Source organism: Rania fehmarnensis (assembly GCF_056494185.1).
The window spans coordinates 6335863-6356412 of record NZ_CM151398.1 but is presented as its reverse complement, the minus strand read 5'-3'; the positions used below and the strand labels follow the sequence as shown (position 1 = coordinate 6356412).

15 protein-coding genes are annotated in these 20550 nt (G+C 55.5%); 12 read left to right on the top strand and 3 right to left on the bottom strand.

The window, feature by feature from the left end; all coding sequences use genetic code 11:
• The first annotated feature begins 122 nt into the window (after window positions 1-122).
• The 3 genes from SH573x_RS21785 (at window position 123) to SH573x_RS21775 (ending at window position 6117) form a co-directional block, all read left to right on the top strand.
• Window positions 123-1313, top strand: a complete 1191-nt coding sequence (locus SH573x_RS21785) for a cation:proton antiporter (RefSeq protein ID WP_479349900.1) — start codon at window positions 123-125, stop codon at window positions 1311-1313.
• Between the two features lie 205 nt (window positions 1314-1518).
• On the top strand, window positions 1519-2889 hold the full coding sequence (locus tag SH573x_RS21780; RefSeq protein WP_479349898.1) for a Gfo/Idh/MocA family protein: 1371 nt from the start codon (window positions 1519-1521) through the stop codon (window positions 2887-2889).
• A 447-nt stretch (window positions 2890-3336) separates the two neighbouring features.
• Window positions 3337-6117, top strand: coding sequence for a serine/threonine-protein kinase (locus SH573x_RS21775; RefSeq protein ID WP_479349897.1), 2781 nt, complete (start codon window positions 3337-3339; stop codon window positions 6115-6117).
• On the opposite strand, the gene SH573x_RS21770 is transcribed toward SH573x_RS21775, so the two are convergent.
• Window positions 6106-6471 carry a hypothetical protein gene (locus SH573x_RS21770; RefSeq protein WP_479349896.1) on the bottom strand — a complete coding sequence of 122 codons (366 nt, stop codon included), beginning with the start codon at window positions 6469-6471 and terminating at the stop codon, window positions 6106-6108. The genes SH573x_RS21775 and SH573x_RS21770 overlap by 12 nt on opposite strands.
• Before the next feature lie 271 nt (window positions 6472-6742).
• On the opposite strand from SH573x_RS21770, the gene SH573x_RS21765 reads away from it, so the two are divergent.
• The 8 genes from SH573x_RS21765 (at window position 6743) to SH573x_RS21730 (ending at window position 15948) form a co-directional block, all read left to right on the top strand.
• Complete coding sequence (locus SH573x_RS21765) at window positions 6743-7492, top strand: MlaE family ABC transporter permease (RefSeq protein WP_479356785.1); 750 nt, start codon at window positions 6743-6745, stop codon at window positions 7490-7492.
• Between the two features lie 23 nt (window positions 7493-7515).
• Window positions 7516-8421 (top strand): ABC transporter ATP-binding protein, encoded by a 906-nt coding sequence (locus SH573x_RS21760; protein ID WP_479349895.1) that lies wholly within the window; start codon window positions 7516-7518, stop codon window positions 8419-8421.
• Between the two features lie 11 nt (window positions 8422-8432).
• Window positions 8433-9614: an MlaD family protein gene (locus SH573x_RS21755; RefSeq protein ID WP_479349894.1), complete on the top strand. Its 1182-nt coding sequence runs from the start codon at window positions 8433-8435 to the stop codon at window positions 9612-9614.
• A 90-nt stretch (window positions 9615-9704) separates the two neighbouring features.
• Window positions 9705-10538, top strand: coding sequence for a diaminopimelate epimerase (gene dapF, locus SH573x_RS21750; RefSeq protein WP_479349893.1), 834 nt, complete (start codon window positions 9705-9707; stop codon window positions 10536-10538).
• A complete protein-coding gene (locus SH573x_RS21745; protein ID WP_479349892.1) occupies window positions 10535-11272 on the top strand; it encodes a lysophospholipid acyltransferase family protein in 738 nt (245 codons plus the stop codon). The genes dapF and SH573x_RS21745 overlap by 4 nt, the downstream gene beginning before the upstream one ends.
• A 91-nt stretch (window positions 11273-11363) precedes the next feature.
• Window positions 11364-12620 (top strand): exodeoxyribonuclease VII large subunit, encoded by a 1257-nt coding sequence (gene xseA / locus SH573x_RS21740; RefSeq protein ID WP_479349891.1) that lies wholly within the window; start codon window positions 11364-11366, stop codon window positions 12618-12620.
• On the top strand, window positions 12620-14005 hold the full coding sequence (locus SH573x_RS21735; protein WP_479349890.1) for a lactate utilization protein B: 1386 nt from the start codon (window positions 12620-12622) through the stop codon (window positions 14003-14005). The genes xseA and SH573x_RS21735 overlap by 1 nt, the downstream gene beginning before the upstream one ends.
• Window positions 14006-14754: 749 nt before the next feature.
• Complete coding sequence (locus SH573x_RS21730; protein WP_479349889.1) at window positions 14755-15948, top strand: Gfo/Idh/MocA family protein; 1194 nt, start codon at window positions 14755-14757, stop codon at window positions 15946-15948.
• Window positions 15949-16231: 283 nt separating this feature from the next.
• Here SH573x_RS21730 and deoC read toward each other — a convergent pair whose 3' ends face one another.
• Complete coding sequence (deoC, locus tag SH573x_RS21725; protein WP_479349887.1) at window positions 16232-16981, bottom strand: deoxyribose-phosphate aldolase; 750 nt, start codon at window positions 16979-16981, stop codon at window positions 16232-16234.
• Window positions 16982-17566: 585 nt separating this feature from the next.
• On the opposite strand from deoC, the gene metG reads away from it, so the two are divergent.
• Window positions 17567-19615, top strand: coding sequence for a methionine--tRNA ligase (metG, locus tag SH573x_RS21720; protein WP_479349886.1), 2049 nt, complete (start codon window positions 17567-17569; stop codon window positions 19613-19615).
• 123 nt (window positions 19616-19738) lie between these two features.
• Here metG and SH573x_RS21715 read toward each other — a convergent pair whose 3' ends face one another.
• Window positions 19739-20395, bottom strand: coding sequence for a methyltransferase family protein (locus SH573x_RS21715; RefSeq protein WP_479349885.1), 657 nt, complete (start codon window positions 20393-20395; stop codon window positions 19739-19741).
• Window positions 20396-20550: the final 155 nt, after the last annotated feature.

Sequence of the window (20550 nt, the reverse complement as noted above, 5' to 3'; positions counted from 1 at the left end):
TCCCCCGGCGAAGCTGGGGGAGGTCGCAGACGAGGCGTTAGCCGAAGTCTGCGGGAGGGGGCCCGTTCCGAAGCGGAAGTGTTCTGCAGCCAGAATGCAAGGAGAGAATTATTAACGAGTTTTTGGGTATCTTAGTTCTGGTGCTGATTGTCGCCAAAGTTTGCGGTGGGCTAGCGCAGCGTTTGGGCCAGCCTAGCGTGTTAGGTGAACTGGTCGCTGGCGTTATTCTGGGCGTGTCTGGTATGCAGATTTTGGACACGCACGATCATGTATTGCACTTTCTGGCCGAGCTGGGCGTTATGATATTGCTGTTCGAGATTGGACTGGAGACCGATCTGAAGCAACTCTTGCGAGTCGGTGGCAGTTCGATCGTGGTGGCTATCGTCGGTGTGGCCCTGCCGTTTGTGTTTGGTTACATGGTTACTAGTTGGTTAGGTTACTCTAGCCTGGTATCAATCGTGGCGGGCGCGACTTTGACGGCGACCAGCGTGGGCATCACTGCCCGTGTATTGTCGGATCTCAATCGATTGGGCGAAGCCGAGAGTCAAATCATTTTAGGGGCGGCGGTCATTGACGATGTGATCGGCCTGGTCATTCTGGCTGTCGTTGAAAAGTTGGCTGATGGTGCCGAGGTCGATGCGTGGATGATTGGTCAAACCACGCTAGTGGCCTTTGGATTCTTGCTGCTGACTTTGCTAGTTGGAACACACGTCTTGCCGCGCTTAATCGATTGGATAGAGCGCAGTCGCTTTGCCGGGACGCCCACATTGATGGCGCTGATATGCGCGATAGGTTTGGCGTTCTTGGCGTATAAAGCAGGTTCAGCGACGATCATCGGAGCGTTTGCCGCCGGCCTACTGCTGCGCAAGTCGGATAACTCGCATGCCATTGAACATGGTGTAGCACAGGTCGGGCAGTTCTTTGTGCCGATCTTTTTCGTTTTCGTCGGGGCTTCGGTCGATATTCGAGTACTCAATCCGTTTGTGACTGAAAATTTAGCGACGATCAAGATCGGTAGTCTGCTGATCGTGGCGGCCATCCTGGGTAAGTTTCTGTGCGGCTATGCGCCGTTTTGGTTTAAAGGCAAGAAGCACGTCATTGGTATCGGCATGATCCCGCGCGGGGAAGTGGGACTGATCTTCGCACAGAAAGCCCTAGCCACCAAAATCTTCGACACCGGCATGTTTAGCGCTGTAACCATTATGGTCATGGTCACCACCTTCATCGCCCCGCCGCTGCTGCGCTGGACATTCCCGCCTGCTAAACCAACCGGTCCCAAAGAAGAACAAGGCATCGAAACCTTGGTCAATTAGCACCCGTAGCGGAATGCGTCAAGCATTTCGGGGCGTAGCGGAATGCGTCAAGCATTTCGGGAATTCCCGAAACCCCGAAAGCCTTGACGGCTTCCGCTACAAAGCGGTGAAAGCCTATTTGCAAAAGTCCTGGCGTTTTAGGACAATGCACCATTCTAGTTTGACTCCTCATACTTCCCTCCTGCCCTACGAAAGGCTCTGCTTGATGAACCTTCCTCCTGAGAAGGCCGATTTGTCGCGTCGGCTGTTTGTGAAAGAAACTGGCATTCTGGCTGCCGCGGCAACCATGATCAGTGCGCCTCGCGTGCATGCTGCCGAAGACAACACGATTCAAGTTGCCTTGATTGGTTGCGGTGGTCGTGGCACGGGTGCAGCTACCAATGCGCTGCGCGTGAACAATGGTCCCATGAAACTGGTCGCCATGGCTGATGTGTTTCCCAATAAACTCAACAGCAGTCTCGCACAGCTCACCAAGGATACCAACGAGAAACTCGATGTTCCCGAAGATCGACGCTTTATCGGCTTTGATGGTTACAAAAAAGCCATGGACGTGCTCAAGCCTGGTGATGTGGTGATTCTAGCCACACCTCCTGCGTTTCGTTGGGTGCACTTCACCTACGCCATCGAGAAGGGCTTGAACGTCTTCATGGAGAAACCTGTCACGGTCGACGGCCCGGGCAGTCGCCGGATGCTCGAGCTGGCTAAGAAGTCAGTCGAGAAGAATCTGAAGGTAGGCGTCGGTCTGATGTGTCGTCACTGCGCAGCTCGCGGTGAACTATACGACCGCATCAAGGCTGGCGAGATCGGCGATATCGTGTTGCTGCGAGCCTATCGCATGGCTGGCAAGACCGGCAACTCCGATGTGCTACCCAAGCCCGAAGGCGAATCGGAACTGCTGTATCAGATTCGTAACTTCCACGGCTTCTTGTGGGCCAGCGGCGGCGGTTACAGCGACTTCTTAATTCACAACATCGATGAATGCTGTTGGATGAAGGATGCCTGGCCCGTTGAAGCCAAGGGCAGTGGTGGTCGCCACTTCCGTGGTGATTATGTCGATCAGAACTTTGACTCGTACTCCGTCGAATATACCTTCGATGACGGTACCAAGTTGATGCTCAACGGTCGCACCATGCCTGGTTGCCACAATGAGTTTGCCAGTTATGCGCACGGCACTAAGGGATCAGCGATTATCTCGACCGCTTCCCACACGCCTGCCAAGTGCCGCATTTACAAGAGTCAGAAACTCAGCGGCAAAGACAACCTGGCTTGGCAATATCCACCCGATGAACCCAACCCCTATCAACTCGAATGGGATCATTTGATTGCGGCCATTCGCGAAGACAAGCCTTACAACGAAGTCGAACGTGGTGTGAAGGCCAGCGTCGTGACTGCCATGGGACGCATGGCCAGCCATACCGGTCAAGTCATCACCTATGACGACATGCTCAACTGCGAACATGAATTTGCACCGGAGTTGGACAAGCTGACCATGGAGAGCGAAGCTCCACTGAAGGCCGACAAAGATGGCAAGTATCCGATACCGCAACCCGGTATTATCACCGAGCGCGAATTCTAACGGTCGATCCGTCGCTGATGAGAGCGTGCAGCTTTTAACTATCGTAATTTAAAGGACTTCGGGTGGCACTGGCAATGCGCAGCATAGCCAGTGCAGGGAACGAAGTGGTGCAGTTGGCGGGCTCTGTGACTGTACCAATGGTAGCGAAGTTTTTGATACAGCATCCTTGGGTACTGCCTGTGACGGGTTAGTTCCTTGGCCAATGAGCCCAGTTAGGGTGCTTGGAAACTTCGGTTGCATTGGCGTGGTCAACCGCAGGAGCAAATCGGAACGCTTCGTTTGGAACACTGGCTATGCTGCGCATTGCCAGTGCCACCCAAACCTTAAACACCTTACTGCAAGCTGCTTTACACGCAGGGCGCGCTGAAGGAATCGCTTCAGCGAGCCCTGCGTTTTTGATTATTGCGATAGACGGTTCGCCCACGGCATTACCCATAATTCCTGTTGGTGCCCTTATCCCGAATTGGACGTGACGACGTGCTGAGTCCCGATACAGGATTGGTGTTGGCAACCTACGCGCTGCAACTGGGCTTGCTATCGCGCGAGCAACTGTGCCAGGCTCTGCAGCTGTGGCTTCAAGACACCACGCGGTCCATTGGACAGGTTTTAGTGGAACACCGCTTCTTGTCTGAGGACGATCGACAGACGCTGGAGACCCTTGTGCAGCGGCATCTGCGGCAGGGAACATCAGTGGTCGAAGAATCATTGCGTTTGCTGCAGTTTGGATTGGCGGCTTCGTCCGACGTGCCTGACGAACCTGACCGGCCTGCGATCGCAACCGAAGTTGCCAAGCGGCCGGCGGAGAGTCCTGAAGAGATGGCCCGGTCCATCATTCGCACACTGCGCGACGATCGATCTGCCGCGCAGCGCAGCCGCAAGATTCCGCTCTCGGTGCTGAACGTTTCGCATGAACGTTTCCGCGTGCTGCGTCCGTATGCGATGGGCGGGCTGGGTGTAGTTTCGATTGCGCACGACATCGAGCTGGATCGCGAAGTTGCCATCAAGGAAATGTTGCCGGGCAATGATAACGGCGCCGATGAACTGCAGCGTTTTCTGTTGGAAGCTCGACTGACCGGCCAGCTCGATCATCCGGGTATTCCACCCGTGTATGCGCTAGGCTATTTCGAAGATGGTCGGCCGTTCTATGTCATGCGACTGATTGAAGGTCAGACGCTACGCGATGGGATCAAAGCATTTCATCAACGCTACCCGTACCCCAATCGATCGCGGCAGCGCACGCTGGAACTTAGGAAGTTGCTAGGCTGCATCGTCAGTGTCTGCAATACGCTGCGCTTTGCTCATTCGCGCGGCATCTTGCATCGCGATGTCAAGCCATCGAACATCATGCTGGGTGATTATGGCGAGACGATTGTGTTGGACTGGGGGCTGGCCACAACTCGCGAGCAAGCCAAGCCGCTGTCGATCGTGGAACCCAAAGCGAACCAAGGGCGGCATCGCGCCAGCGAACTCGAAAGTTCAGAATCAGGCTCGGTGATGGGGACGCCACACTACATGAGCCCTGAACAAGCCAAGGGCGAAATGGAATTGATCAACGTTCGCAGCGATGTCTATTCCGTGGGCGCGACGCTGTATCATCTGCTGACCGGCAAGGCTCCGTTTCATGGTTTGACGCGCGATGCGATCTTTGAACGCTTGAAACTCGGCGGGCTTCCCAAACCTTCATCGCTCGACACACGCATCGCTCCGGAACTGGAAGCCATCTGTTTGAAAGCCATGGCCCCCGAGCGCAGCGAACGCTTTGCCACCACTGGTGAAGTGGCTACCGAACTGGAGCACTGGCTGGCCGACGAACCGGTGAAATGCTACCGCGAACCACTGGTCAAGAGCTGGGGACGCCAGTTGAAGACTCATCGAGTACTGGTCGCTTCACTCATGGCGCTTATGGCCACCGGCCTGGTGGCCCTCACCGTCGGTACGGCGATCGTCACTTGGGAACGCTTCGAAGCGATCAAACAAGCGGATCTGGCCAGACAAGCCAAGAATCAAGCTGAGCAAGTTGCTGATGAATCTCGAGAAATCATCTCTAAGTGGCTCATTCTGGGGTACAACAGCCGAGTCGAGCACATCAAGGGCACCGAGCCTGCCCGCTTAGAATTTCTAAACAAGACTCTGCCACTATTAGCGAAGCGGGCTATAGAGGTGCCGTATGATGTAACCAGTAACGTCGACTGGGCGCTGACGATCAGCGAGCGCGCGAGGATTAATTTCGCACTGGGTCAGTTGGATGAAGCCTGGCAAGACTACGCCCAGGCCATCTCGATCCTTCAGGATCTGAAAGAACCTATCAAGGACACGGATACCGGATTCGTCAAGTACAACCAACTCTATCTAATGATTGAACTTGCCGAGTTCTTGCACGCCACCGAACCCGATTCGGCACGCACCTACAATCAAATTGCACAAGCACTCCATGCCGCCCGCATTACCTATGAGAGCCATCCCACCGTCGAAAACGCTATGTTCGCTTATTGCCGCGCCCAAGTGCTGGTAGCGATGAGCTCGCAGAGAAGCCAACCAACGCAAGCCCTCAGTCATGCTAGTGAAGCTAGCACGATTCTCTCAAAGCTCAACTTAAACTGCACCGAGTTGAACCGGCGTATGATCGATGGCTGCCGCACTTCTCGCGAGCTTGCTTGCCGATCTGGAGCCCTTGAAGCAACGATTGTCGCGGATCTAAACCAACCTGCTTTAGCAATCGAAATCGCAAAGAAGTCTTTGGCTATATCGAAAGCTCTGAGCGCTGAAGCTCCGGAGCTACTCGACTTGCGGCCACTCCAATGGAATTTGCAGTTATTGATTAACAGAATAGAACGAAACACATCGTCCACTCCAGAGGATCATCGCGTCGCTTTGAAGGTTCTTTGCAAAGAAATTGACAGGAGCGAACAACGCTTGAGCGAACTTGGAACTAGAGCGTCGCTTGAGCTTGCTGAATCAGAATTTGCCGCGGGCCGCCCGGCTTCAGCGGAACGCGAACTCATGAGGGCTCATGTCAATCGCTCTGACACGAACCTATTTACCATCAGGTTTGATGCGCTAATGGCGCATCTGTCGAATCTCTTAGGTGATGCCCTTCAACGCGAATTGCATCAACACTCGATGGATCATCAAATGTTCGAAATGAAGGAGAGCGTGAGCGAAAGCAGATCAATTCGTCTGCTCTCGCCATCAATAGAACGTCAGTATTCTCAAGGCCTAATCGAGTAGCGGAAGCTCGAAATAGGCACCTTCAATTTCGGTTAAGTCCACGCCACGCGTATAAAGGTGGACATAGCCTTCGCCAGGGTTGCCAGTGGCATAAGCAACTATATAGACGGAATTTGGGCTAGCCGAGACTCCTTGAACTGACCATAAGATTTCTGGCCCAGAGTCCAGTTCGATTTCTGTGACGCCCTGCAGATTGCTGCCGTGCAGCAGAATTTCGATCGGGGTTCCCGTTTCGATGTCGAACGACAATGGAATCACGTCGCCAGTCGACAGTTCTACACTGGTTACGGTCGGTTTGGGCACGGTCTGCTTCTCCAAGATTTCAGGACTGAAAACCACCCAATGGTGGTGCATGGCTGTGTTGTGTACTTATTCCAGACAAAAGTCAAGTCCAGAAGTTGGTTACATATTTGAGCACAAATCATACTTTCGGCAAAATCAATCCAGCCGTACAGTCTATTTAACCGATAAAGTTTACCAGGCAGTGCTTTTTAGTCCCTTTTGCAAAACCAGGTGATTCACTGTGTCTACCGAGCTCGGTCGCGCGAAACAGCCTACGCTGCTCTCAGGTTGGGTAGGCGACTGGGGCGGCGTGGCCATCGACGCGATCAACACGGTTGGCGACATGGCGATTTTCGCCTGGAAAATGTTTGTCTGGCTGTTCACCGCCCGCCCGCGCCGCGGCACTATTCTGCCGAATTTCTATCATGTCGGCGTCCTCAGTTTGCCGGTGGTAGCCCTTACCGGCACCTTCATCGGGATGGTTTTGGCTGTGCAGAGCTTTCCTCAGTTCAACGAGATTGGACTGGAGACGAAACTGGGCGCAGTCATTAATAGCTCGCTGGTTCGCGAACTAGGACCAGTGTTGGCCGCCACGATGTTGGCTGGGCGCGTCGGCAGTGCTATGGCAGCCGTCTTGGGCACGATGCGCGTGACCGAACAGATCGATGCCCTGATCAGCATGGGTGCCAATCCAATTCACTACCTGGTTGTGCCGCGGTTCTTGGCATGCATCCTGCTAATCCCCGCGCTAACGATCATGGCTGATTTCATGGGTATAGTCGGCGGATACTTTTACAGCGTCGTCGTCTTGGACATCGATCACTATCAGTACCTAAACAACTCGCGCAAGTTTGTGGGCAGCTGGGACTTCTTTACCGGAATCTTCAAGAGCTTCTTTTTCGGTGGTACCATCGCGATTGTCAGTTGCTATCGCGGGTTTCACTGCCAGGCAGGAGCTGAGGGTGTCGGCCGCGCAGCCACCGCTGCTTTCGTTTTCAGTTTCGTGTTGATTTTGGCCTTGGATTTGATGTTGAACATTTTCCTCAACGGAGTGTACGACAGAATCTGGCATCGCAGCCCCGGACTGTTTTAGTCAGCACTTACACCAGACAAACAATGAACGCCAAAGACTTAGCCCTCGACGAATTGACCGCTCCCGATGGACGACCGGTGCCGACGCCACCGAACCGACCCCTAGTCGAACTGCGCGATGTGACGATCCGCTTTGGCAAACAGATCATTCTGAACAAGATCAACCTTTCCATACCGCGTGGGGAAACGCTGGCGGTAATTGGTGAAAGCGGTTGTGGCAAAACGATGCTCCTGAAGATCGTCGTGGGTCTGGCCAAGCCGACCAGTGGGCAAGTGCTTTACGATGGCGAAGACTTGACGCAACTGTCGGATGTCGAACTGACCAAGATGCGTCGCAAGTTTGGTTTTGTGTTTCAGAACGCCGCCCTCTTTGACAGTATGACCATTGGTCAGAACGTTGCGTTTCCCCTGCAACAACAAGGCCTCTATGGTGGTCGCCGCGCCGAACAAATGGTGCTGGAACGCTTGGCCGAAGTTGGTTTGCCCGATAACGTGGTGCCCAAGCGTCCCGCACAGCTATCTGGCGGCATGCGCAAACGCGTGGGCTTGGCACGGGCACTCATCTTGCAACCCGAACTGATGCTCTACGACGAACCGACCACGGGACTCGACCCGATTATGAGCGACGTGATCAATGAACTGATCACACGCACGCGACAACGACAACCGGTGACCAGCATCGTCGTAACTCACGATATGCACTCGGCCCGCAAAGTGGCGGATCGCATCATCATGTTTTATCCCTACGCTCGTGTGCGACCAGGCGAGAGTCAAATCGTTTACGACGGACCGCCCAGCCAGATTGATCGCGCACCGGATAAACGCGTACGTCAATTTGTTAAAGGCGAAGCTGGTGAGCGTTTGATGGAGATGCGTCAAGCGGCGCAGAATCATCTCGACGAAACCCCAATGTTTGACGCCCTTACTTAGAGAGCCCGTTCATGGACGAACAGCGTTATCGCTTTGGTGTCGGCGTCTTGGTTGTCGCCTCGGTGGTGATCGGCGTCATCCTGATCATGTTTTTCGGTGCCGCACCGAATTTCATGACCAGTCGCTATCGCGTGACCGTCAACTTTCCAGCTGCCCCAGGTGTCGAACAGGATACACCTGTCCGCAAAAATGGCGTGGATATTGGTCGCGTCAAGTTGGTCAAACTGTTGCCCGATGATAATGGCGTGGATCTGGAACTGGAACTTGATTCCGCCTTTCAAATCCGTAGCGGCGAACAGTGTCGCGTGGCCACCGGCTCGTTGATTACCGGGGAAGCGGTAATTGAATTTGTTCCCCCTACTCAAACCAGCTTGATCACGCGTTTCGATGGACGCGATGGAGTAGCGCCTGACGGCCAATTGAGCGAAGTGGAAAAGGAGATCGCAGCCGCCTACCTGAAAGACAGCGATTTTGTCCGGGGTGGCACCGTCGCTCCCGATCCGCTAGCTTCGTTTGTAACCTTGCAAGAGAAATTCACGCCCACGTTTATGGCCGTCGAGCAAGCCGGTAATCAAGTGGGACTGCTGGCTCGCGATCTGCGCTCGTTAATCAATGGTGACTCAGGCCAGCTCCGTCAAATCGTCCAGAAGACCGAACAAACGATTGACAACTTCAATCAAACGCTCGACGCTATCGAAGGCGTCTTCGGTGATGAGAAACTGCGTCAGTCGCTGCAAACATCTGCCGAACGTTTGCCCCGGTTGCTCGACTCAGCCGAAGGCGTGTTGTCGGAAACCAAACGCACGATCGCTTCCTTCGAAGGCGTGGGCAAGGCGGCGGAAGAAGCCATGCAGAATGTGGCTGCCTTTACCGAACCGCTGGGTGAAAACGGCGAGCGCCTGGTCGGAGATGCCATGCGGACCATCAACAACTTGGATGGTCTACTGTCGGATCTGCGCACGATTTCCGTGCGACTCAACAGTGGTCAGGGCACGCTCAATCGGCTTATTAACGACGACGAGATGTACTATACGCTCAAGTCCACCTTGGAGAATGTGGAGCAGTTGACCCGTCGCCTGCAACCAGTAGTGGACGATGTCCGCATTTTCTCGGACAAAATCGCTCGCGACCCACGGCAACTAGGCGTCGCCGGAGCCATCCAGGGCCGCACGATAGGGCTGGGAACCAAGTGATCTTTGGGGTAGGATTTTCTTCCAAGCATTCTCAACCCCATGACACGCCAGCGGTCCTACAGCTTTCTCGATAGAACAACTTGAGTTCCCATGAAATTCACCAAAATGCATGGCGCCGGCAACGACTACGTCTATGTCGATTGCTTTGCACAGGCCACTCCGCTTAATCCCGACAAACTAGCAATCGATATATCGCATCGTCGCTTCGGCGTGGGCGCTGATGGGCTGATTCTGATCGAACCGTCCAAGATCGCCGATGCCCGCATGCGGATGTTTAATGCTGATGGCAGCGAATCGAATATGTGCGGCAACGGCATTCGTTGCGTCGCCAAATTCGTTTACGACCATGGTATTTGTCAGCGCGAGAGGCTGACGATTGAAACCGGCGCAGGCCTGCGGCACTTGCATCTACAAATCGAAGGCGGCAAGACGCAGTTGGTAACCGTCGATATGGGACAACCGCAAACCAATCCTGACTTGGTGCCCACCACACTCTGCACCAGTCCCGTAGTTGACCTGCCAGTAACCTTTGGAGGTCGCGAGTTCCGAGTCACTTGCGTCTCGATGGGCAATCCGCATTGCGTGATTTTTGTGCCGGAGGCCACCGATGAGTTGGTTCTGGGATTGGGGCCGCAGATCGAAACCGATCCCCGCTTTCCACAGCGCACCAATGTTGAGTTCATCGAAGTGATTTCACCCACTGAAGTAAAACAGCGCACCTGGGAACGCGGCTCGGGTGAGACCTGGGCATGTGGCACCGGTGCCAGTGCTGTCTGCGTGGCCGGAGTCTTGACCGGGCGTACCGAGCGATCGGTGCTGAGCCATCTGCTGGGTGGCGATCTGCGTTTAGATTGGAATGAGCAAACCGGTCGCGTGATGATGACCGGTGGAGCTGTCGAGATCTTTACTGGCGAGTGGCCTTGAATCGCCTGCGACAATATTTGAGAGATCATCCGCCCAAACGCCTGGCGTGGCGTGGCGGTGGCATGTTGATGATCCGAGTGGTGAATGCTTGGATGTCGACACTCAATTACCGCTGCGCATTCTATGCACCAGGCGTCGATCCCACCTTGCCCGACTATGGTGGTCCAGCCATCTATGTCCTATGGCATGAGTATATCCCGATCCCACTGTACTTGCGCCCTAACTGTCAGTTCGCGGTGCTACTGAGTCAACATCAGGATGCGGAACTACTGACGCATGCCGCGCATTTTGCTGGACTGGAAACGGTGCGCGGGTCCTCGTATCGTGGTGGAACTGCGGCGCTGAAGACTCTGCTTAGCCAACGTGGTAGTAACCTGGCGATCACTCCCGATGGACCTCGCGGACCACGTCGGCAGTTGGCCGCGGGCTGCATTTACTTGTCCTCGCGACTGCAAATCCCTCTGATTTGCTTGGGGGTCGGTTACGATCGCCCATGGCGTTATCGTCGCGCTTGGGATCATTTTGCGATTCCCAAACCATTTTGCCGGACGCGAATATTAACCAGCCCGCGTTTGCAAATACCACCGGATTTAGAGAGGGATGATATCGAAGCGCACCGGGTGTGGATCGAGAATACGCTCAATCAGTTGTGCGATACGGCTGACCAATGGGCGCGAGGCGAGATACAATTAGAGGGTGAACTGCCCCTGTCGCGCGGCCCCCGCTATGTCTGACAGGTACCAAGGCTGGTCAGTGGCAGTGAACTGCCTTTCGCGGAGCGAAAGGAGACTATGATCCTTCCCGCATACCCCCTGCCTGTTACTGATGTCCTACGACTACTCTCAAGAAGATCCGACCTCAGGTCCCGGCCTCGACCAGGATAGTCCGCTCAGTGTCTCGCAATTGACGCTGTGTATTAAGCAGTTGGTTGAAGGATCGTTGCCTCAAGTCTGGCTGGAAGCGGAGATCTCGGACCTCAGCCGACCGTCCAGTGGTCACTACTACATGACGTTGAAAGACCAGCATTGCCAGATCCGCGCCGTCATGTGGCGCTCAGCGGCCGCCCGCTTGCCATTTCAATTGGAAGATGGTCAAGCCATCATTTGTTTAGGCGGCGTCGAAGTCTATCCGCCGCGTGGCACTTACCAAATGGTCATCCAGCGGGCTCAACCCAAAGGGCAGGGCAGTCTGCAGTTGGCCTTTCAGCAATTGCACAAGCGACTGTCAGCCGAAGGGCTGTTCGATGCGCAGCGCAAGCGTCCATTGCCACGTTTCCCGCAGCGTGTGGGCTTTGTGACCAGCCCCAGCGGCGCTGCGGTGCATGATTTTATCGAAGCAGCTCGACGTCGCTGGCCGGCCATGAACTTGATGATCATTCCTGCCAAAGTCCAAGGCGCGGGGGCAGTTGAAGAGATTGTGCGCGGCATTGAATTGGCCAAACGCATTCGTCCCAAGCTGGACCTGCTAGTAGTGGGCCGGGGTGGTGGCAGTTTGGAGGACCTGTGGTGCTTCAATGACGAACGCGTGGTACGGGCCTTGATCGCTTCGCCGATTCCGACGATCTCGGCAGTAGGACACGAAGTCGATGTGACGCTGAGCGACCTGGCGGCTGACGCGCGGGCGCTCACGCCGACCAACGCCGCCGAAGTAGGCTTGCCCAGCGCATCGGAGTTGGTTGGCTTGTTAGCTCAAAAACGCGTGCGCATGGCGACGATCATGCACGCACGCCTGCGTCACTTGCGCGAGCGACTGGACACCTTCGCTCTCTCACGGGCACTCAGCGGTCCGCACGAACAGATCAACATGCGTCGCCAAATGCTCGATGAGCGCGAAGTTCGATTGCGCTCAGCTATCTGGCATAACTGGCGCTCGCACGGTCAACGCTTGGAAGGCCTGGCCCGGGCGGCCCATGCGCTCAGTCCACTGCAAGTCATCGGTCGCGGCTATAGCTTGACCACGCAAACCGACAACGGTCGCGTGGTTGAAAGCGTGGACGATGTGGTTATTGGCCAACACATTACCACGGTTCTGAAACACGGAAAAATCACTTCGGAAATTACTCGCCTGGAGCGAAATACCTGATGAATGCCCCACATGTTGACCATGCTAAACTGGCTGGTGTCTTTGCCGGCAACGAAGCGCGAGCCCATTGGCACGATGGCGCTCTGTGGTTTGTGCGTCAGAAGCGCGATCGCATGGCCAGGTCGCTGCCTGAGTGGGAACAACTGCGAACCTTGGCCGCGCAGATCAAAGCCCATACTCTCGCGCGCTTGCCCGATTATCTCGAGGAGTTCGAAGCCAACGCCACACGATTAGGAGCGGTCGTTCACTGGGCCGCTGATGCTCAGGAGCACAACGAGATCGTGCATCGCATCTTGGCCGAGCGTGGTGTCAAGAAAGTGGTCAAGAGCAAGTCGATGCTAACCGAAGAGTGCCACCTCAATCCATACTTGCAAGAGCGTGGTATGACGGTGGTCGACACCGACCTGGGCGAGTGGATTGTACAACTGCGCGGCGAGTCGCCCAGTCACATCGTCTTGCCAGCTATTCATATCAAGAAGGAAGAAGTTGGCGAGACCTTTCACCAACATATCGGTACACCAGCCGGCAACTCCGATCCCAGTTATTTGACTGGGCAAGCGCGCGGACACCTGCGTGGTCGATTCATGGATGCCGATGCTGGCATCACCGGCGTCAACTTTGCTATCGCTGAGACCGGTGGTTTTGTGGTCTGCACCAATGAAGGTAACGCTGACTTGGGCGTTTCGCTGCCTAAGATACATATCGCGTGTATGGGCATCGAGAAATTTATTCCGCGATTGGTCGACCTGTCGGTATTTACCCGCTTGTTGGCACGCAGTGCTACTGGGCAACCGATCACAACTTATACATCTCATTTTCACGGCCCGCGCCCGGGTTGCGAATTGCACATTGTGCTGGTTGATAACGGGCGTTCGAAATTGCGCGCCAGCCAGACGTTCCAAGAATCGCTGCAATGCATTCGGTGCGGAGCGTGTATGAATACCTGTCCCGTATATCGCCGCAGCGGTGGCCACAGTTATTCAGCCGTGGTGCCCGGTCCGATCGGCAGCGTCCTGTCGCCGGCCAACGATGCCGCACAGCATCATTCGTTGCCTTATGCGTGTACTCTGTGTGGCTCGTGTACCGATGTGTGCCCAGTCAAGATTCCGCTGCACCATCAGTTGTTGGCCTGGCGCGGCGAGCTGGCTGAACGCAAGCTGATTCCGTGGACCAAGCGAATGTCGATGAAGGCGCTGTCGCACATCTTGATGCGTCCCTGGCTGTTTCGCACCGTCGGCGCCATAGCGCGGACCAGTTTACGTTGGCTCCCTAAAGCCTTAACGCACAACCGGCTGAACACCTGGGCTCGACAACGCGATCTCCCCGACGCACCCGCCCAGACATTTCGCCAGCTGTACAACAACCGCAAAAACGGCGACGCGTAGAGCAGCTGTCCCCAGCTGCTCAGCACCCTCTAACCAAATTGTCTACCGATCGAAGGTCCCGGGAGGGCGAAGGTCCTCCTGAGCCAAACACCGCTCAGAACATCGGACAAAGTCCCGGGGATCTAATCAGTTGGCATCATTGAACCAATGCTGGTGCTTCCATCACCACTTTCCCCCGGGATCTATGTCCGTTGTTCATAACGGTGTTGGGCTCCGCAGGAGCATTCGCCCTCCCGTTCCAGCATGCAATCGCTCAGAGTGGGTGCTGAGCAGCTGAGGACAGCTGCTCTACGCCCCCGGACCTATGTCCGATGTTCGTGACGGTGTTGGGCTCAGCAGGAGCATTCGCCCTCCCGTTCCAGCATGCAATCGCTCAGAGCGGGTGCTGAGCAGCTGAGGACAGCTGCTCTACGCCCCCCGGATCTATGTCCGTTGTTCATAACGGTGTTGGGCTCAGCTGGAGCATTCGCCCTCCCGTTCCAGCATGCAATCGCTCAGAGTGGGTGCTGAGCAGCTGAGGACAGCTGCTCTACGCCCCCCGGATCTATGTCCGTTGTTCATAACGGTGTTGGGCTCAGCAGGAGCATTCGCCCTCCCGTTCCAGCATGCAATCGCTCAGAGCGGGTGCTGAGCAGCTGAGGACAGCTGCTCTACGACAGAGGGTAGAACCTTGCGACGCAGTGGCTATAATCGGCTGGCAATACCCTTCCACCCTTCTGACTCACAATGGCTTTTTGGAGATTGAAACTATGACCAATGGTCCGCTAAATCGTAAACTTCGTATGGGGCTGGTCGGTGGCGGTCAAGGGTCATTTATTGGACGTGTGCATTCGATTGCCGCTTGTCTAGACAATCGGGCTAGCGTGGTGGCCGGTGCACTTTCGAGCAACCCAGAACGTTCCAAGGCCTCGGCGCCCGATTACGACATTCAATCCGCTCGGGCTTACGGTTCCTACAAAGAGCTCATCGAAAAAGAATTGGCTCTGCCCGCCGATCAGCGCGTAGACTTCATCAGCGTGACCACTCCCAACCATACGCACTATGAAATTGCCAAAGCGGCGGTTGAAGCAGGCATCAACGTCGTCTGCGATAAGCCGATGACCTTCGACCTCAAACAAGCCGAGGATCTAGCCGCGGCGGTCGCCAAATCCAATGTTGTCTTCGCGCTCACACACAATTACACCGGTTATCCGCTCGTGCGCCAGGCTCGTGAAATGATTATGAGCGGCGAACTTGGTGAGATCCAAGCCGTGCGCGCGTTCTACATCCAAGGCTGGTTGCGCACACGTCTGGAAGAGTCCGATCAAAAACAAGCCGCTTGGCGCACCGATCCATCCAAGAGCGGTGCTGCGGGTTGCTTCGGTGATATCGCTACCCATGCTTACAACTTGGGGCGCTATATGACTGGCCTGCTGCCAGCGGAAATCTCTTGCCATCTGAAGACCTTCGAAAGCGGCCGCAAACTGGATGATTACGGTACTGCCATCGTGCGTTATCAAAATGGTGGCCTCGGTACCGTCACCGCATCGCAAATCAGCCATGGTCGTGAAAACGATCTGTCGATCGAAATCGATGGCACCAAAGGCGCGATTCAATGGCGCCAAGAAGAACCGAATGTCATGATCGTTCGCCGCAATGGTCAACCGCACCAACTGTATACTCGCGATCCCAACGCTGCCTTCATGAACGCTTCCGGCAAAGCCGCTTGTCGCTTGCCCAGCGGTCACCCAGAAGCTTTCTTCGAAGCGTTCGCCAACATCTACGCGTCAGCCTACGACGCCATGATCCAACGCAGCCAAGGTGAAAAGATCGAAACGCGCGATACCGTCTACCCCAACGTACATGATGGCGTTGAAGGCATGCTGTTCATCGAGCAGTGCGTCGCCAGCAGCCAACAAAACGGCGCCTGGCTAAGCATGAAACATCCCGCTCCACGGAAGTAAGTGCTAGGGAGGGCGACCGGGAGGGCGAAGGTCCTCCTGAGCCAAATACCATTATGAATGACGGACAACGTCCCGGGGATGCAAACCGCCGACATCAAACGAACCACCGCTCATCCTTCCATCACCATCTTCCCCCAGACCTATGTCCGTTGTTCGTGACGGTGTTGGGCTCAGCAGGAGCATTCGCCCTCCCGTTCCAGCATGCAATTGCTCAGAGCGGTGCTGAGCAGCTGAGCAGCTGAGGACAGCAGCTCTACACCCCCGGGTTCTGGAGCGCTGCGATTTAGTACCCGCTAGCGCCAACGGCGCCGGTGAATTGAATTGCACTCAGCCCGAGTTGCTTTCTGGCGGCGTCGAGCATCTCCTGCGTGCGACTCGCACCGCAGCGGGTAACGCCTAGAGCCCGCACTTGTTCCAGCGTTTCAAAATCGCGCACTCCACCGGCGGCTTTGACTTGAACGCCAGGGCCCACGTTGGCCAACATCAATTGCAAGTCGGGTATCGTCGCTCCACCGCCACCATACCCAGTGCTGGTCTTGACCCAGTCGGCACCCAGATCGGTACATATTTGACATAGCCGAATCTTGTGGTGATCTTTGAGGTGGCAGTTTTCGAAGATCACTTTCACCTTTCGACTGGCCGCATGAGCCGCCTCGATGACGACGCGAATGTCCTGGGTGACATAGTCCCAGTCTTCGCTCAAGACTTGCGAAATGTTGACGACCATGTCTAGTTCTTGACAACCATCTTCGATGGCCCGATCGGCTTCCAGACGTTTGATATGCGTCGTATGACCTCCATGCGGAAAACCGATCGTGGTGCTCGGCTGGACCGTCGATCCGGACAGGATCTCGCTGCAACGCTTGAGGTAATAGGGCATGATGCACACGCTAGCCACATCATAGGCCAGGGCCAGGGCGCATCCCTGTTCCAGCTGGGCGGTGGTCATGGTGGGCGCCAGCAGCGAATGATCGATCATCTTGGCGTATTGCAAATAAGTCGCGGGCATAAAGGTCTCGCAGTTTTCAAACATTCAACTTCAGAGGCGAATCGTGGAACTTCTCGTCTGATCGTAAGCCTTATTGGGAATGGATAAGCTTACCAAGTGTTGTTGACCTCGAACATGGATTGTGCCCTCGATTCGACCTCCCCATGCTGCGCATGGAGAGGTGACTGTCACCTCCCCCGGCGCAGCTGGGGGAGGTCGCAGACGAGGCGTTAGCCGATGTCTGCGGGAGGGGGCACGGCGCTACGCAAGTCTCCCGCGGTACTAACCACCTTCACTGCCAAGACCCCTCCCGAATCTCGCTAAGGCTCGATTCGACCTCCCCAAGGCGAAGCCTTGGAGAGGTGACTGTCACCTCCACCGGCGCAGCTGGGGGAGGTCGCAGACGAGGCGTTCAGCCTTCGTCTGCGGGAGGGGGCAGTGCATTAAGCAAGACTTCTGCGGTACTAACCACCTGTACTTCCAAGACCCCTCCCGAATCTCGCAAAGCCTCGATTCGACCTCCCCAAGGCGAAGCCTTGGAGAGGTGACTCAGCGCATCAATCGCCGCCTCCCTAGTGGTGAACCGAACTGCTACAATTCGGCTCTCAATCCTTATGGAGAAAGGAATTAATGACGCCACGCAAAATCCTGGTCACCGCCGCCCTGCCCTACGCCAATGGCCCTATTCACATTGGCCATTTGGTGGAGTACATCCAGACCGATATTTGGGTTCGCTTTCAAAAACTGCGGGGCCAGCGGTGCATCTTTATCTGTGCTGATGATACGCACGGCACGGCAATTATGATCCGGGCCCGGGCTGAGGGTCGCAGTGAAATCGAGTTGATCGCCGATATGCAGGCCGCGCATCAGCGCGACTTTGCAGCCTTCGATATTCGCTTTGATAATTACGGCAGCACCAACAGTCCTGAAAACTATCGGCTGTGTTGCGAGTTCTGGACCGCCCTGCGCCAAGCCAGCCTGATTGCCGAGCGTGATGTCAGCCAATTGTATGATCCCAAGGCGGGTACTTTCCTGGCCGATCGATTCGTCAAAGGCACTTGTCCGGTCTGCAAATCGCCTGACCAGTACGGCGACAACTGCGATAAGTGTAGCGCCACTTACTCGCCGGCTGATCTGATTGATCCGGTCAGTACTCTCTCGGGCGCTCGGCCCGAAGTCCGCTCGAGCCCGCACTTGTTTGTGCAGCTAGAAAAACTACATGGCTTTTTAGAACAGTGGACACAATCGGGCAAACATCTACAGCCGGAAGTCGCCAATTACTTAAAGGGACACTTTTTGGGTGAACCGCTGCGCGACTGGGACATCTCGCGGCCCGCACCTTATTTTGGATTCGAAATCCCCGATGCACCCGGCCATTACTGGTATGTGTGGTTCGATGCGCCGATTGGTTATATCGCCAGTTCGTCGGAGTGGTGCGCCAAACATGGTGAGCAGCTGGACTCGTGGTGGCGCGATCCGGGCACCGAGATTCACCACTTCATCGGCAAGGACATCACATATTTTCATACGCTGTTCTGGCCTGGCATGCTCAAGACCGCCGGTTTCAATCTGCCAACGATGGTCCACATCCATGGTTTCTTGACCGTCGGTGGTGAGAAGATGTCGAAATCGAAGGGCACGTTTATCAAAGCGGAAACATACTCCAAACATTTGGACACAGCCTTCTTGCGCTACTACTTCGCCAGCAAGCTCGGTCCGCGTCTGGATGATCTCGACTTGAACTTGAATGAGTTCATCGACAAGATCAATGCGGACCTGGTGGGCAAAGTCGTCAATCTGGCTAGCCGTACGGCGCGCTTCGCACATCAAAGTGGCCTGGCCACAACTTATCCGGATGATGGTGGACTGTTCGCACAAGGCGCCGCCGCCGGCGATGAGATCGCTGCGGCTTACGACAGTTGCGATTATGCCAAAGCCATGCGACTGATCATTGAATTGGCGGATCGCGCCAATCCGTTTGTCGAATCCGCGGCGCCCTGGGTTTTGGCCAAGGACCCAGCCCGCGCAAGCCAATTGCAAGCTGTGTGCACGATTGCCCTGAACCTGTTCCGACAAATCGCCGTGTACTTGTCGCCTGTGCTGCCGCGGTTGGCTGAACAGTGTGGGCAGTTGCTAAACGATCCAATCACCAATTGGCAGCAAAGCCAGCAACCCTTGCTCGGTAGTCAGGTCAATTCATTCCAACATATGTTGCAACGCGTTAAGAAAGAGGATGTAGAAGCCATGATCGAAGAGAGCAAAGACGTTACCGCGGCCGCCGCTGCCCCAGCCGCCGCTGCCGACCAGTGGAACGATTCTGCCGATGCGTTGGCTGCGGAACCGCTGACCGAAACTTGTACGATCGATGACTTCACCAAGATCGACCTGCGCGTGGCCCGCATCATCAACGCCGAACAAGTGCCCGAGGCTCGCAAGCTCCTGAAGCTGACCGTCAGCTTGGGAGGTGAAGAACGTCGTACGGTCTTCGCCGGTATCAAAGCTGCGTATGAACCAGAGAAGCTAGTTGGGCGACTAGTCGTGATCGTCGCCAACCTGGCACCGCGTCAAATGAAGTTTGGGCTCAGCGAAGGCATGGTCACCGCCGCTGGTTCGGGCGGCGAAGAAGTGTTCCTGCTGTCAGTCGACTCGGGTGCCAAACCTGGACAGCGAGTGCATTAGTTCGACATCGCCACACACACCGTAGCCACCGTCGCCAGACGGTGGAAATAGCGTAGCCATCGTCGCCAGACGGTGGACAAAACTCGCTTCACCGCTTGGCAGCGGTGGCTACGTGAAAGTGCCTTAGAGCACGCCGGGAATCAATCGGCTCTTCACACGTTCGCAATAGGCGGCGTATTCTGGATCGCGGCGGAGCAGACGTTCCTCCGCGAAAATGCGTGGGATCATCAGGCTATAGGTCACGGCGTACATTGCCAGGTTCCACAGCGAAGGCGAGATGATCAAGAATCCGATGTGCGTCAGAAAGTAGCCCATATAAATCGGATGGCGCACGAGGCGATAAGGTCCCGACGCGCAAATACCGCGGTTGGCTGCGACGATCCCAAAGCGGCGACCCAACATACTCTTGGATACGATCTGAAATAGAATGCCCGCCGCCATCAAGAGCGCAGCCATGCCCACAAAGGCATGTTGAGGGCCATCGATGGGCCGGACCATGGTTGGAGCCAAAGTGGCTCCAAAGGCCAGCAGCCAATCGGTTGGACGCTGCGACAGCACTTGTGCTGGCTTGCGAAATAGCACCAAAGCCACCACCAGCGTTTCTGAAATCGCCAGCAGCACGGCTCCCATGTCACCACGCAGTAGCACTGCTTCGAGAATGGGAATCAAGAAGTAAGTGTAAAACGTAAGCAGGACCAACTTTTCGAAAACATCCAAGCCACGGCGCAGCCAGGCCGAACGATCTTGGGTCAGCAGGGTCGGGGCAGCGGAAGTCAGCATCGAAAAGTGCCTTGGCAAGGGAAAGAAAAAGGGGTCTAAGAACTGTAGGTCGTCTGCCAGAAATTGTTGGAGCTTGAATTGCCCAGCCACTACAGATTTCCACTTTGAAAGCTCTATAATCGTTATGCACGTCAAGTCAGGCATCTTCCGCTACG

Bases quoted from the DNA above. Each gene is read 5' to 3' on its own strand.
- SH573x_RS21780 (WP_479349898.1), top strand. From the start codon at position 1,519: ATGAACCTTCCTCCTGAGAAGGCCGATTTGTCGCGTCGGCTGTTTGTG.
- SH573x_RS21770 (WP_479349896.1), bottom strand. From the start codon at position 6,471: ATGCACCACCATTGGGTGGTTTTCAGTCCTGAAATCTTGGAGAAGCAG.
- SH573x_RS21765 (WP_479356785.1), top strand. From the start codon at position 6,743: ATGGCGATTTTCGCCTGGAAAATGTTTGTCTGGCTGTTCACCGCCCGC.
- SH573x_RS21760 (WP_479349895.1), top strand. From the start codon at position 7,516: ATGAACGCCAAAGACTTAGCCCTCGACGAATTGACCGCTCCCGATGGA.
- SH573x_RS21755 (WP_479349894.1), top strand. From the start codon at position 8,433: ATGGACGAACAGCGTTATCGCTTTGGTGTCGGCGTCTTGGTTGTCGCC.
- dapF (WP_479349893.1), top strand. From the start codon at position 9,705: ATGAAATTCACCAAAATGCATGGCGCCGGCAACGACTACGTCTATGTC.
- xseA (WP_479349891.1), top strand. From the start codon at position 11,364: ATGTCCTACGACTACTCTCAAGAAGATCCGACCTCAGGTCCCGGCCTC.
- SH573x_RS21735 (WP_479349890.1), top strand. From the start codon at position 12,620: ATGAATGCCCCACATGTTGACCATGCTAAACTGGCTGGTGTCTTTGCC.
- SH573x_RS21730 (WP_479349889.1), top strand. From the start codon at position 14,755: ATGACCAATGGTCCGCTAAATCGTAAACTTCGTATGGGGCTGGTCGGT.
- deoC (WP_479349887.1), bottom strand. From the start codon at position 16,981: ATGTTTGAAAACTGCGAGACCTTTATGCCCGCGACTTATTTGCAATAC.
- metG (WP_479349886.1), top strand. From the start codon at position 17,567: ATGACGCCACGCAAAATCCTGGTCACCGCCGCCCTGCCCTACGCCAAT.
- SH573x_RS21715 (WP_479349885.1), bottom strand. From the start codon at position 20,395: ATGCTGACTTCCGCTGCCCCGACCCTGCTGACCCAAGATCGTTCGGCC.